A 13,999-nucleotide genomic window follows, 5' to 3' on the forward strand; every position below is an offset into this window, starting at 1 on the left:
GCCCTTCAAGACAAATAGGAGCCTTTATAGGGAAACAGAAACCTATAGAGTGGACGACACTATATCGGTGAAGCCTTAACAGATCATGCTGATGGTAATACCGAGGAAACTTATTTCCTTTCGGGGACAAGGTGGTTCGAAGGACTAAAGGTCATCCTTTAGAGGTAGAGCCATTGAAGGAGCAGTTTGCTCGTGAGGTTCCGTAGAGACTACACGTGTCGCACCTGAAATGGTGAAGATATAGTCCAGACTACAAACAACACACGTTGGTGGCGAAAGCCATGGTGGTAAGCTAAGGCGTCGGTCGGGGGTTCGAATCCCTCTTGGGACACTTCCATTTAAAATAGAGATAGCCTCCACGGAGGTTGTCTCTTTTTTCGTTTTTCGGGGTATTGATTGACAACGAATCGATTCCTAAAGGAAGATGGAGATGAATGGAAAGGGTGTGGGGAGATGGCAAAAGAGCAAGCGTACCCGTTTCCAGGGAACTGGTCGCGGCTTCAGAAGATGATTCAAGAGGCAGACACGGCCGGGGAACGGCAACGGGTCGAACCGATTCTGTGGGATTGGTACGAGGCAGTGCCCGGCGATCCATTTATTTTCATGGAAATATTCCAATGTCTGATGGAACGACCGGAAGAACCGGAGACGCTCGAGAAACTCGAAGAGCTCGTCACGACACAGATGACGGTGGCAGAAGAACCTGCAGCCGGCGGGCTTCAAATCGCCCAGTATTACATCATGCGTGACCAACCGTTCGAGGCGGCCCATTGGATCAACCTGTATCTCGAGTGGCAAGAAAAGACCGATCACGTCAACACGCAAGCACATCAAGTGCTCCAAGTGCTGAAGTTGACCGAGTTCCCGGCCGCGATCGCCAAAGTGAAGCGAATCCTTAACCGGGGCGGGATCGGCGAACAAATCGAGACGCTCGAACACGTCCATTTCAATATCGATGACGTCCTCGACAACGTCTTGAAAGAGCTTCTCGTCGCGGAACGGCCGAAGTTGATGAAGTTGATCGTGCTCCAAAAGGCGTTCGACGAGCTGCCGGTCATCGAATGGACCGACCTCGGGACGCGGCACCGATTGACGCATGACGAAGCGAAAATCCACACGGAAGCGTGGGAGACGATGGTCAACGGGTTGCAGCGAGCGGTATATGGTGACGAGATCGCGACGCAGCTGCTCATGAACTACATGTATACGCACTACCCGTTCACGCCTGAGGAAGCGTCTGCCGTGGAGACGGCGATTGTTCAAGCGAAAACGGCCATCCTGCAACATGAGGAAACGGACGGCCTCGCCGCCGAAATTCTTGAGGCGGACATGCGTTTCACCGAGGCGTTTCTAGACTAAATCCTTGTGTGCAGTCGTCGGATTTATGCTATAATACGGATTGTTGTACATTTTTGTACGTATAAACGAATTGTTGGAGGGACTTAGCATGACAGCAAAATGGGAAAAAACATCAGGTAGCCAAGGCGTACTCACGTACGAAGCACCTGCAGAAGCTTTTGATAAAGCAGTTGACGCCGCATTCAAAGATGTCGTCAAAACTTTGAACGTGCCTGGCTTCCGTAAAGGGAAATTGCCACGCCCAATGTTCAACAAAATGTACGGAGAAGAAGCACTCTATCAAGATGCGCTCGATATCCTCTACCGTGACACAGTTCAAGGTGCGGTCGAAGAAGCTGGTTTCGAACCAATCGCTCTCGAAAACATCGATGTAGACGGCACGCTCGAAAAAGGCCAACCTGTAACGTTCAAAGTAACGTTCGTTGTTGAGCCAGAAGCTGAGCTTGGCGAATACAAAGGTCTCGAGTACGAAGCTGTTGAAACAACAGTCACTGACGAAGAAGTTACAGCTGAACTTGACGCGCTTCAACAGCAAGGCGCAGAGCTTGCTGTCAAAGAAGGCGCTATCGAAAACGGCGATACAGCTGTCTTTGATTTCGCAGGTTTCGCTGACGGAGAGCAATTCGAAGGCGGCACGGCTGAAAACTACACACTCGAAATCGGTTCAGGCCAATTCATCCCTGGATTCGAAGAGCAAATGGTTGGCATGACGGCTGGCGAAGAAAAAGACGTTGAAGTAACATTCCCTGAAGAGTACCACGCTGACAACTTGGCGGGTAAACCAGCGACATTCAAAGTCAAACTTCACGAAGTCAAAGCGAAGCAAGTTCCTGAGCTCGACGACGAGTTCGCAAAAGACATCGACGAGTCAGTTTCATCACTCGACGAGTTGAAAGCGAAAATCCGTGAGCGCTTAGAAACTGCGAAGAAACAAGAAGCGGAAGGCACAATGCGCGATCAACTCGTCGAGCAAGCAACAGCTAACGCAACAATCGACGTACCTGCAGTACTCGTTGACCAAGAAGTAGACCGCATGGTTCAAGAGTTCGGCACACGTGTTTCTTCACAAGGAATCGACCTCAACATGTACTTCGAACTCACTGGTACTTCTGAAGAAGCGATGCGCGAAGAGATGAAAGAGCAAGCTGAAGAGCGCGTTAAAGCTCGTCTCGTCTTGAAAGCAATCGCTGAGAAAGAAGCGATCGAAGTGTCTGACGAAGATGCTGAGAAAGAACTCGAAGAAATGTCTAAACTTTACAACATTGCACCGGATCAACTCCGTACAATGCTCGCGCCACAAGGCGGAATCGAGACACTTAAAGGTGACCTCAAATTCCGTAAAGCGATCGACGTTCTCGTTGAAAACGGGAAAGCGAAGTAATCGGATGACAGAAGGACGGCTGCTCAGCAGTCGTCCTTTTTTTCGTCACGACACTTTGCATGTGTTTATCTTTGATGAAGTGATTTGTTCATGCTACAATTATTGCAACGCAGAGATGTAAATGTTTTTTCGAGAGTGCTTTGCACCTGAAAATACAAATAGGCGATTTATCGCACTTACATCCATTTTCATTCAGAAGGGGTGTACCGAATGTTCAAATTTAACGAGGAAAAGGGACAACTTAAATGCTCGTTTTGCGGGAAATCGCAAGAACAAGTCCGTAAACTAGTCGCCGGTCCTGGCGTATACATTTGTGACGAATGTATCGAGCTTTGCAATGAAATCGTTGAGGAAGAGCTCGGTGTCGAAGAAGAAGTAGAATTCAAAGACATTCCAAAACCACAAGAGATCCGTAACATCTTAGACGAGTATGTCATTGGTCAAGACCGGGCGAAACGTGCGCTTTCGGTAGCCGTCTACAACCACTATAAACGCATCAACGCCGGTGGCCGTTCTGATGATGTCGAACTTTCGAAATCGAACATCGTCATGATTGGACCAACTGGTAGCGGTAAGACGCTTCTCGCTCAAACGATGGCTCGCGTCTTGAACGTCCCATTCGCAATCGCGGATGCGACGAGCTTGACGGAAGCCGGTTACGTCGGGGAAGACGTCGAGAACATCTTGCTCAAGCTGATCCAATCGGCGGACTACGATGTCGAGAAGGCTGAAAAAGGGATCATCTACATCGATGAGATCGATAAGATTGCCCGTAAGTCGGAAAACCCATCGATCACGCGTGACGTATCTGGTGAAGGTGTCCAACAAGCACTTCTCAAAATCTTGGAAGGTACGGTCGCAAGCGTACCGCCGCAAGGTGGACGGAAGCATCCGCATCAAGAGTTCATCCAAATCGATACGACGAACATTTTGTTCATCGTCGGCGGCGCGTTCGCTGGCATCGAAGCGGTCGTCAAACGCCGTATCGGGAAAAAAGTTATCGGATTTGGGAACGACCAAGAAAACCGCGAGATGACGCAAGAAGACTTGCTCGCCCGCGCGCTTCCGGAAGACCTTCAGAAATTCGGATTGATTCCGGAGTTCATTGGTCGTCTACCGGTCATGGCGACGCTCACGACGCTTGACGAGGAAGCACTCGTCGAGATCTTGACGAAGCCGAAGAACGCCCTCGTTCGTCAGTACGAGAAAATGCTCGAACTCGACGATGTCGAACTCACGTTCACAGACGAAGCGTTGGTTGAAATCGCCAAGCTTGCGATCAAACGTAAGACAGGCGCACGCGGTCTCCGCTCGATTATCGAAGAAATGATGCTCGATGTGATGTTCACTGTCCCATCGCGCGACGATATCGAGAAAGTCATCATCACGGATGAAACGATTACGGGTCTTGCCGGTCCGAAATACGTGCTTCGCGATGGTACTGTCGAACAGACAGGCGACAATAAAGAGACAGCATAATTTTTAACGAAAAAGGCTCAAACACTCGGCACATCCGAGTTTTGGGCCTTTTTGCACAGGAGGCGTTGTAATGGAACAGTTACCTATCCTTCCTTTGCGTGGAGTCGTCGTGTATCCGCTCATCGGCGTGACGATTGACGTAGGGCGTCCGCTCTCTCTGCGGGCACTCCTTGCCGCAAAGGAACACGAGACAGATTTGATTGTCGTGACCCAAAAAGAGACAGGCAAAGAATCACCTGAACCGGAAGACTTATATGCGATCGGGACACGCGTCCATATCGCCAAGATGAGCGAGCTGTCGAACGAGACGGTCCGTGTTCGTCTTGTCGGGAAAGAGCGCGTCAAGATCAACTCGATTGAAGAGACGAAAGAAGGCTGGTTCGCCGACGTCGAGGCGCTTGACCTCGTCGAAGGGGAAGAAGTCGAACGGACGGCACTCGTGCGCCTATTGAAAGAACAGTTTGGCAAACTCGTCGGGACGATCAAAGGGTTGTCTCCGGACGAACGGCGCCGCTTTGAGATGTATGAGCGACTCGAGTCGTTGACCGATTATATCTCTTCGAAACTTGATGTCGACGTCGACATTCGCCAAGCGATGCTCGAGGAAGCCGACGCGGTCAAACGCGGCTTAGAGCTGCTCGAGATCATGACGCATGAAGTCGAAATCATCGAGCTCGAGCAAGAGTTGCGCGAACGGACGAAAAAGACGATTGAGCAGGCGCAGAAAGAGTATTATTTGCGCGAACAGATGAAAACGATTCAGCAAGAGCTCGGCGACCAGTCGCAAGAGTCTGAACCGAGTCGTCTCCGTGAGAAGCTCGAGGCACTCGACTTGCCTGAGACGACACGGAAGAACGTCATGCGCGAAGCCGAACGGTTGAACGTCGTCCCGGCGACGTCACCGGAGTACGCGGTCATCCGCAACTATCTCGACTGGATTGCTTCGCTCCCATGGGGCATCGAGACGGAAGATAAACTCGACGTCAAGCATGCGGCCCACGTCCTAGACGACGACCACTACGGCCTCGAGTCGGTGAAAGATCGAATCCTCGAGTACTTGGCCGTCCGCCAATTGACGAACTCGCTCCGTGGACCGATCCTTTGTCTCGCCGGACCTCCAGGGGTCGGGAAGACGTCGCTCGCCCGGTCGATCGCGTCGGCGCTTGAGCGTCACTTCGTCCGCGTCTCGCTCGGCGGGGTGCGCGATGAAGCTGAGATTCGAGGACACCGTCGCACGTACATCGGGGCGATGCCAGGCCGTATCATCCGCGGCTTGAAGCAGGCCGAAAGCAAAAACCCGGTCTTCTTGCTCGACGAGATCGACAAGATGGCGTCAGATTTCCGGGGCGACCCGGCGTCGGCCATGCTCGAAGTGCTCGACCCGGAACAAAACGTCTCGTTCTCGGACCACTATATTGAAGAACCGTTCGACTTATCGAACGTGCTCTTCATCGCGACGGCGAACGACGTCTCGCAAATCCCGGCTCCGCTACTCGACCGGATGGAACTCATCCAAATCGGCGGCTACACGGAACTCGAGAAAGTCGAGATTGCCAAACGTCACTTGGTGCCGAAGCAGTATAAAGAGCACGGCTTGAAAAAGAGCCAGCTCACGATCAAAGAAGACGCGCTTTACGAGGTCGTCCGCCGTTACACGCGTGAGGCCGGCGTCCGTAACTTGGAACGCGTCATCGGTTCGCTTTGCCGGAAAGCGGCGAAGCAAATCGCGATCGGCGAGAAAAAACGCGTCACGGTCTCGTTGAAGAGCCTCGGCGACTACCTCGGGAAACCGAAGTACCGCTACGGCAAAGGCGAGACGGAAGACTCAATCGGAGCCGTCACTGGACTCGCCTACACGGCGTTCGGGGGCGACACACTCACGATCGAAGTGGCACTCGCACCTGGTAAGGGCAAGCTCCAGTTGACCGGGAAACTCGGTGACGTCATGCAAGAGTCGGCGCAGACGGCGTATAGCTATGTCCGTTCGAACGCGGAACGGTTCGGGATTGACCCGACGTTCTACGAGCGCCAAGACGTGCACATCCACGTCCCAGAAGGTGCCGTTCCGAAAGACGGTCCATCGGCCGGTATCACCATCGCGACGGCGCTCATCTCGGCATTGACTGGTAAGAAAGTCCGCCGTGATATCGGCATGACCGGAGAGATCACGCTCCGAGGCCGCGTCCTTCCGATCGGTGGATTGAAAGAGAAAGCGCTCGCCGCACACCGCGCCGGTTTGACGACCATCGTCATCCCGAAAGACAACGAGCGGGACATCGATGACATTCAAGACACCGTCCGTGAGAAATTGACGTTCGTCCCGGTCACGACGCTCGATCAAGTATTAGAAGTAGCATTTGGAGGAAATTAAATAATGAAAATCACTAAAGCAGAATTTGTCACGAGTGCCGTCGCACCGGACCATTATCCGATTCACGAGTTGCCGGAAGTCGCACTCGCTGGACGTTCGAACGTCGGGAAATCGTCGTTCATCAACAAGATTTGTCAGCGGAAAGCGCTCGCGCGCACGTCTTCAAAGCCAGGGAAGACGCAGACGCTGAACTTCTTCAACATCAACGATGAGATCATGTTCGTCGACGTTCCAGGTTACGGCTACGCGAAAGTTTCGAAGACGGAGCGTGAGAAGTGGGGCGTCATGATGGAGCAGTACTTGACGTCGCAAAGCGCCCTCCGTGGCGTCGTCCTCTTGGTCGATATCCGTCATGAACCGTCGGGCGACGACGTGACGATGTACAACTTCTTGAAGCATTACGAGATTCCGGTCATCGTCGTGGCAACGAAGCTCGATAAAATCAAAAAAGCGCAGCGTCAAAAACATGAAGCGGCCGTCAAACGCAAGCTTCAATTTGAATCGACGGACCGGTTCGTCGCGTTCTCGGCGGAGACGGCAGAAGGCAAAGACGAAGCGTGGAAAGCGATTTACGATTTATTGACACGCGAAGAAGATTGACCGAAGACGAGGGCAACCCTCGTCTTTTTTGTTTTCAGGGTTACGAGAGCGGGTAATTATCGTATAATTGTCCTAATTACATAAGACAAGAGAATAGAGAACGAGGTGGAAAGATGCAAATCATGTTTCAAAACAAATGGTACCGCTTCTTATTTTGGACGCTGACGATTTTCTTGGTCATCTGGGTCGGGACGGAGATTTCTTTCGTGTTCGAACCGATTCAAGTCATTTTGGCGCTCGTCACGGTACCACTCATCATTGCTGGACTTTTCTATTATTTCTTAGTCGGGATTGTCGACTTCTTAGAAAAACGGATGGACGGCAAACGTCCGCTCGCCGTCGGCATCACGCTCGGCGGACTCGTGCTGATTTTTACGCTCGTCTTCAGCATCCTCGGACCGGTGCTCGCGGAACAGGTGACGTCGCTCGTCAACGCGATGCCGAGTATCGCCAAGGAGTTGCAAGTACAGGCGTTCGCCGTCCGTGACTCGCTCATGCAAAACGAGTTCTTGTCACGCTTTATCGCCGAGAATGACGATATGTTCACCGACTTCACGAATAATGTGACGTCGTATCTCGGAGACGTCTTCGGGAATGTCGCTTCATCGTTCGGTCGTCTTGTCGGTTTCATCACGTCGGCCGTCATTACGATCGTCGTCATCCCGTTCATGCTTTTGTACATGCTCCTTGACGGGAAACGTCTTCCAGACTCGATCGTGAAATTGTTGCCGTCGAGCTACGAGACGGAGACTCGTAAAATCTTGCATGACATGCATACGACGGTTAAAAACTACGTCCATGCCCAGTTGATCGTGGCGTTCTTCGTCGGGATCACGTCGCTCATCGGGCTTTGGATTATTGGACTCGACTACGCCATCTTGCTTGCGCTCTTCATGATGTTGACGAACATTATCCCGTACGTCGGACCGTTCCTCGGTGCGGCCCCGGCTGTCGTCGTCGCTTTCATCCAAGACCCGATCAAAGTGCTCTGGGTCATCGTCGTCATCATCATCGTTCAACAAATCGAATCGAACGTCATCTCGCCGCTCATCCAAGGCAAGTCGCTCAAGGTGCATCCACTGACGATTATCATCGTCTTGCTCGTCGCCGGAAATTTGGCCGGGATTATCGGGATGCTCATCGCGGTGCCGTTCTATGCGGTGGCAAAAGTCGTCGTTCAAAACATCGTCCGGATTTACAAGCTGAGGGAGCGAAAACATTACCTCGAAGCGGAAGAGGAAGATGAGAAACCAGAGAGTCAAATCATCACCGATCCGTCGTCTCTGAAATGATTAAACAAGTAGAAATGGTCTCCATGTCCGTTTCTACTTTTTTCTGTCACAAAAAGTTCTTAAATTATTTCACAAAAATCGAACAGAAGATTATAGTTCCTAAATAAAAATTGTTATAATGTACGGTAGAGATGTGAAAAAGAAGAGACAACCGTCGGTGGATTTTGGATGAGGGGAAGAGGTACATGCATATTGTCGTCGTTGGACTAAATAACAAGACAGCCCCTGTCGCGATTCGGGAGCAGTTCTCGTTTGGGGAGCAAGAAATCGTGGACGCGATGATTGCACTTCGCGAAGAGAAGAGCATATTTGAATCGGTTATTTTGTCGACTTGTAACCGGACGGAGCTATACGTCGTCACAGACCAGCTCCACACCGGACGTTATTATACAAAACGCTTTTTAGCGAACTGGTTTGATTTAGAGATGGACCAATTCACCCCTTATTTATCGATTCGTGAAGGAGAAGAGGCAATTCGCCACTTGTTCCGTGTCACGTCTGGACTCGATTCGATGATCATTGGGGAAACACAAATTTTAGGACAAGTGAAATCAAGCTTCTTCCGCGCCCAAGAGAACGGAACGACGGGAACGGTGTTCAATAAACTGTTCAAAGAGGCCGTGACGCTCGCCAAACGCGCCCATACCGACACACAAATTGGGGAAATGTCGGTATCGGTCAGCTCGGCAGCGGTCACGCTCGCTCAAGGGATGTACAACCGTCTCGATGACAAACAAGTCGTCGTCGTCGGTGCCGGTGAGACGGGCGAGTTGACGACGCTCAACTTGTTCGAGGCCGGTGCGAAACAGATTGCCGTCTTTAACCGGACCGAGAGCAAAGCGAAAGCGGTCGCCGACAAGTTCCAAGGCCGGGCCCACTCGATCCGTGAGATCGCCTGTGGGTTGCTCGACGCCGATATTTTGATCAGTTCGACCGGCGCCAAAGAAGCGGTCATCGGCTATGACGATGTCGCCGCCGCCCAACTGCTTCGCCGTGAACGTCCACTTTTGTTAATCGACATTGCCGTGCCGCGAGATATCGATCCAGCGGTCCGGGCGCTTCCGGGCGTCCATTTGTTCGATGTGGATGACTTGAACGGGATCGTCAACAAAAACTTGGCGGCCCGTCTCGTCGAAGCGGAGAAGATTGAAATCAAAATCGACGAAGCGATTCAAGAGTTCCAAACGTGGCTCGTCACACTCGGTGTCGTCCCGATCATGAACGAGTTGCGCGCCCGCGCCCTCACTGTTCAAGAAGAGACGATGGAAAGCCTCGAGCGTAAGCTTGACCATCTATCGGACCGGGATAAAAAAGTCATCGGCAAACATATGAAGTCGATCATCAACCAGATGCTTCGTGAACCGATCGACTACATCAAAGACGCCGCGGCGCAACCGGATGCGAACACACGTATCAACCAGTTCGTCGAGACGTTCGGCCTTGATGTCGACGTCCCTGACGTCGAGCCGGAAATGGAAGAGACAGAAGCGATGTCAGCGAAAGCACCACTCCGCGCTTTGATGCGCTAATACAAAATCAAAAAAGGCGGCGGATCTCGTCGCCTTTTTCTATGAAGGGGATATGGACTATGCGTAAAATTATCGTCGGCTCACGCCGTTCACAACTTGCGATGACACAGACGAAATGGGTCATCGAGCAATTGAAGAAAGCCGGGGCTCAAAACGAGTTCGAGATCAAGGAAATCGTGACGAAAGGCGACCAAATCGTCGATGTCCAGTTATCGAAAGTCGGCGGCAAAGGGTTGTTCGTCAAAGAGATCCAGCAACAAATGATTGCCGGGGAAATTGATTTCGCCGTCCACAGCATGAAAGACGTGCCGGCCGAGTTGCCGGAAGAGCTCTTTATCAGCTGCATGCCGAAACGCGTTGACGCCCGAGACGTGCTCATCTGCGAGAACGGTTACACGCTCGAGACGCTCCCGGAAGGTGCTGTCATCGGGACGAGCTCACTTCGTCGCGGTGCGCAGATGCTCGCCGCCCGCCCGGACTTCGAGATTCAATGGATCCGCGGCAACATCGACACACGCCTCAAAAAACTTGAGACGGAAAACTTCAACGCCATCTTGCTCGCCAAAGCCGGGCTCGAACGCATGGGTTGGACGGACCGCGTCGACTTCGAAGCGCTTGACGCTGACATGATGGTTCCGGCCGTCGGTCAAGGCGTTCTCGCCATCGAAAGCCGGAAAGACGACGCTGAAGTGACGAACGTCTTGCAACTCCTGCATGACGACGTGACGGCGAAAGTGGCGACGGCGGAGCGGACGTTCCTCAAGGCGATCGAAGGCAGCTGCCACGTTCCGGTCGGCGGTTATGCGACGGTCGACGGGGACGACGTGACACTGACGGGCCTCATCGCCTCGGTCGACGGGAAAGAAGTGCTCCGTGTGACGAAGACGTCGACTGACGCGGTCGCACTCGGGAACGAGGTTGCAGACGATCTTCTTGGACGCGGCGGGCGCGAAATTCTCGCCTCGGTCAATGCGTGACGTCTGGTACACAGGGACAAAACGATTGACCGCTTCGCAGAGAGCCCGACTCGCCGCGAGCGGTCTTTCCGTGCATCACGTCCCGCTCATCGAGACGAGATTGACGCACAGCCAGATACCGATTCACCGGTTCGATTGGCTCGTCGTGACGAGCCAAACGGCGGTACCGGCGCTCCGTGACGTCCCGCGCGACGTCAAAGTCGCGGCCGTCGGGGAAATGACGAAACAAGCACTCGAGGGCGAGGGCTTCACCGTCGCACTCATGCCGAAGACGTTCACGGGCGAGGCGCTGTTCCGCGACCTCGCGGACGTCGTAACAGCAGACGAGGTCGTCTTGTTCGCCCGGGGCGACTTGGCGAACACGGCACATATGACACAACTCGAAAACGTCCACGACTGGGTCGTCTATGAGACGATCGGCCGTGAACTGACAGAGACGGAAGTCGAGGCGCTCAAGAACGTGGACGCGCTCCTCGTCCTCAGCCCGTCCGCCGTCCAGGCGATCACGCCGTACCTTGAACACTTCCACGGGACGTGGTACGCCATCGGTGAAGTGACCGAGCGCGCCGTCCGGGAAGTGTCGACGTTACCGGTCCGAGTGCCTGAGTGTTATACTATGGATGCATTAATACAGTGTATAGGGGAGGATTTTTCATGAACCAGTTTGACCGTCACCGTCGCCTTCGTTCATCGAAGTCGATGCGTGCACTCGTACGTGAAAATCATGTTCGGAAAGAAGATTTAATTTACCCGCTCTTCATCATCGAAGGGACAGACATTAAACGCGAAGTCAGCTCGATGCCGGGCGTCTTCAACTTCTCGCTCGACCGTCTCGAAGACGAAATCAACGAGATTGTCGACCTCGGCATTCAATCGGTGCTCTTGTTCGGCGTGCCGGAACATAAAGACCCGGAAGGTTCGGAAGCGTATCACGACCACGGCATCGTCCAAGAAGCGATCCGCAAAGTAAAAGAGTGGGCGCCACAGCTCACGATCATCGCTGATACGTGCCTCTGTGAATACACGTCGACGGGCCATTGTGGCATCGTGAAGAACGGTGACGTCGATAACGACGCGTCGCTACCGCTTCACGTGCAGACAGCGATCACGCAAGCGCAAGCCGGCGCTGACATCATCGCGCCGAGCTCGATGATGGACGGTTTTGTCGCCGCCATCCGTGAAGGACTCGACCAAAACGGATTCAACCATATCCCGATCATGAGCTACGGCGTCAAATACGCATCGGCGTACTACGGACCGTTCCGTGACGCGGCCCAATCGGCACCTGGCGAAGGCGACCGCAAAGGCTATCAGATGGATCCGGCCAACCGTCGCGAAGCGTTCCGGGAATCTCAATCAGACGTTGAGCAAGGCGCCGACTTCATGATCGTCAAACCGGCGCTCGCATTCATGGACATCATCCGCGACATGCGCGACTCGCTCGATATGCCGATCGTGGCCTATAACGTGAGCGGGGAGTATGCGATGGTCAAAGCGGCTGCTTTGAACGACTGGGTCGATGAGCAACGCATCGTCATGGAGACGATGGTCGGCTTCAAACGGGCCGGTGCGGACCTCATCGTCACGTATTTCGCAAAAGACGTCTGTCGTTATTTGGAAGGAGACTACGCATGACCTACAAACAAACACACTCAGAAGCGGCGTTCGAACAAGCACGTCCGCTCATGCCGGGCGGGGTGAACAGCCCGGTCCGTGCCTATAAATCAGTCGGCATGACGCCAATCTTCGCTGAACGCGGTGAAGGATCACGCGTCTACGACATCGATGGCAACGAATATATCGATTACGTCCTCTCATGGGGACCACTCATCCTCGGACACCGCGACCCTGTCGTCACGAAGGCGATTCAAGAGCAAGCCGAGAAAGGCTGGACGTTCGGGACACCGACCGAGCTCGAGACGAAAATGGCCGAGCTCGTTATCGAGCGCGTCCCATCGATCGAGATGGTGCGCATGGTCAACTCGGGTACGGAAGCGACGATGGCGGCACTCCGCCTCGCACGCGGCTACACGGGCAAGACGAAAATCTTGAAGTTCGAAGGTTGCTACCACGGTCACGGCGACTCGCTCCTCATCAAGGCCGGTTCGGGCGTCGCGACGCTCGGTCTCCCGGACTCACCGGGCGTGCCGAAAGACTTGGCGAGCCAGACGCTCACGGTGCCGTACAACGACTTGAATGCCCTCCGCGTCGCGTTCGAGAAGTTCGGCGACGACATCGCTGGGGTCATCGTCGAACCGGCGGCCGGCAACATGGGCTTCGTGCCACCGCAACCTGGATTCCTTGAAGGACTCCGCGAGATCACGGAACAATACGGCGCGCTCCTCATCTTTGACGAGGTCATGACCGGGTTCCGGGTCGGCTACAACTGTGCCCAAGGTTACTTCGACGTGACGCCGGATTTGACGTGCCTCGGAAAAGTCATCGGCGGCGGCCTTCCGGTCGGTGCCTATGGCGGGAAACGCGAGATCATGGAAAAAATCGCGCCGCAAGGACCGATTTACCAGGCGGGGACGCTCTCGGGGAACCCGCTCGCGATGATCGCCGGCTACACGACGCTGTCGCAACTCAAGCCTGAGCACTACGCCGAGTTCGAACGCAAAGCGGACCGTCTCGCCGAAGGCTACACGAAAGCGGCCGAAAAGTATAACATCCCGCACGACACAAACCGGGCCGGATCGATGTTCGGATTCTTCTTCACGAACGAGAAAGTAACGAACTTCGAGAAGGCGAAGACGGCGAACCTCGACTTGTTCCGCGCTTACTATCAGAAGATGGCGGCGCGCGGCGTGTTCTTGCCACCGTCACAGTTCGAAGGATTGTTCCTCTCGACCGTGCACACGGACGAAGATATCGACTTGACGCTCGCAGCGGTCGACGCGACGTTCAAAGAGCTGCAACAAGAGTTTTCATTGTAATCTTGACGGAAACATCTTCTGTCGCTACAATTGTTTAACAGATACGAACAAAAGCTACGATGAGGAATAGTACGC

At 53.5% G+C, this 13,999-nt stretch carries 11 protein-coding genes and 1 other annotated feature (1 of these 12 only partly in view); all 11 genes read left to right on the top strand.

The annotated features are described in order from the left end of the window. Positions 1-453: 453 nt before the first annotated feature. On the top strand, positions 454-1,359 hold the full coding sequence (locus tag KNP64_RS00765; RefSeq protein ID WP_214791660.1) for a hypothetical protein: 906 nt from the start codon (positions 454-456) through the stop codon (positions 1,357-1,359). A gap of 88 nt (positions 1,360-1,447) precedes the next feature. Next, positions 1,448-2,740 (top strand): trigger factor, encoded by a 1,293-nt coding sequence (gene tig, locus KNP64_RS00770; protein ID WP_034776805.1) that lies wholly within the window; start codon positions 1,448-1,450, stop codon positions 2,738-2,740. Between the two features lie 210 nt (positions 2,741-2,950). Further along, the gene (gene clpX, locus KNP64_RS00775) at positions 2,951-4,219 is read left to right on the top strand and encodes an ATP-dependent protease ATP-binding subunit ClpX (protein ID WP_034776808.1); all 1,269 of its coding nucleotides are present in this window, start codon (positions 2,951-2,953) and stop codon (positions 4,217-4,219) included. A 70-nt stretch (positions 4,220-4,289) separates the two neighbouring features. Beyond that, positions 4,290-6,590, top strand: coding sequence for an endopeptidase La (gene lon, locus KNP64_RS00780; protein ID WP_214791658.1), 2,301 nt, complete (start codon positions 4,290-4,292; stop codon positions 6,588-6,590). Positions 6,591-6,593: 3 nt separating this feature from the next. Beyond that, complete coding sequence (yihA, locus tag KNP64_RS00785) at positions 6,594-7,190, top strand: ribosome biogenesis GTP-binding protein YihA/YsxC (protein WP_131433476.1); 597 nt, start codon at positions 6,594-6,596, stop codon at positions 7,188-7,190. A 113-nt stretch (positions 7,191-7,303) separates the two neighbouring features. Then, positions 7,304-8,482, top strand: a complete 1,179-nt coding sequence (locus KNP64_RS00790; RefSeq protein WP_214791656.1) for an AI-2E family transporter — start codon at positions 7,304-7,306, stop codon at positions 8,480-8,482. Positions 8,483-8,667: 185 nt separating this feature from the next. Next, entirely contained in the window at positions 8,668-10,011 is a 1,344-nt protein-coding gene (hemA, locus tag KNP64_RS00795) for a glutamyl-tRNA reductase (protein WP_138859763.1), read from the top strand. A gap of 59 nt (positions 10,012-10,070) precedes the next feature. Further along, on the top strand, positions 10,071-10,988 hold the full coding sequence (gene hemC / locus KNP64_RS00800; protein ID WP_214791654.1) for a hydroxymethylbilane synthase: 918 nt from the start codon (positions 10,071-10,073) through the stop codon (positions 10,986-10,988). Further along, a complete protein-coding gene (locus tag KNP64_RS00805; protein WP_251126233.1) occupies positions 10,930-11,646 on the top strand; it encodes a uroporphyrinogen-III synthase in 717 nt (238 codons plus the stop codon). The genes hemC and KNP64_RS00805 overlap by 59 nt, the downstream gene beginning before the upstream one ends. After that, positions 11,643-12,623 (top strand): porphobilinogen synthase, encoded by a 981-nt coding sequence (gene hemB / locus KNP64_RS00810; RefSeq protein ID WP_214791652.1) that lies wholly within the window; start codon positions 11,643-11,645, stop codon positions 12,621-12,623. The genes KNP64_RS00805 and hemB overlap by 4 nt, the downstream gene beginning before the upstream one ends. Next, positions 12,620-13,924: a glutamate-1-semialdehyde 2,1-aminomutase gene (hemL, locus tag KNP64_RS00815; RefSeq protein ID WP_214791650.1), complete on the top strand. Its 1,305-nt coding sequence runs from the start codon at positions 12,620-12,622 to the stop codon at positions 13,922-13,924. The genes hemB and hemL overlap by 4 nt, the downstream gene beginning before the upstream one ends. 47 nt (positions 13,925-13,971) lie before the next feature. Then, positions 13,972-13,999 (top strand) — a binding site (T-box leader); it runs 193 nt beyond the window's last position.

This window comes from Exiguobacterium sp. s64, from assembly GCF_018618035.1.
GTDB classification, from domain to species: domain Bacteria; phylum Bacillota; class Bacilli; order Exiguobacteriales; family Exiguobacteriaceae; genus Exiguobacterium; species Exiguobacterium mexicanum_A.

Excerpts from the sequence above, each read along its gene's own strand:
- KNP64_RS00790 (WP_214791656.1), top strand. The coding sequence starts at position 7,304 with ATGCAAATCATGTTTCAAAACAAATGGTACCGCTTCTTATTTTGGACG.
- clpX (WP_034776808.1), top strand. The coding sequence starts at position 2,951 with ATGTTCAAATTTAACGAGGAAAAGGGACAACTTAAATGCTCGTTTTGC.
- hemA (WP_138859763.1), top strand. The coding sequence starts at position 8,668 with ATGCATATTGTCGTCGTTGGACTAAATAACAAGACAGCCCCTGTCGCG.
- hemC (WP_214791654.1), top strand. The coding sequence starts at position 10,071 with ATGCGTAAAATTATCGTCGGCTCACGCCGTTCACAACTTGCGATGACA.
- lon (WP_214791658.1), top strand. The coding sequence starts at position 4,290 with ATGGAACAGTTACCTATCCTTCCTTTGCGTGGAGTCGTCGTGTATCCG.
- yihA (WP_131433476.1), top strand. The coding sequence starts at position 6,594 with ATGAAAATCACTAAAGCAGAATTTGTCACGAGTGCCGTCGCACCGGAC.
- hemL (WP_214791650.1), top strand. The coding sequence starts at position 12,620 with ATGACCTACAAACAAACACACTCAGAAGCGGCGTTCGAACAAGCACGT.
- tig (WP_034776805.1), top strand. The coding sequence starts at position 1,448 with ATGACAGCAAAATGGGAAAAAACATCAGGTAGCCAAGGCGTACTCACG.
- KNP64_RS00765 (WP_214791660.1), top strand. The coding sequence starts at position 454 with ATGGCAAAAGAGCAAGCGTACCCGTTTCCAGGGAACTGGTCGCGGCTT.
- hemB (WP_214791652.1), top strand. The coding sequence starts at position 11,643 with ATGAACCAGTTTGACCGTCACCGTCGCCTTCGTTCATCGAAGTCGATG.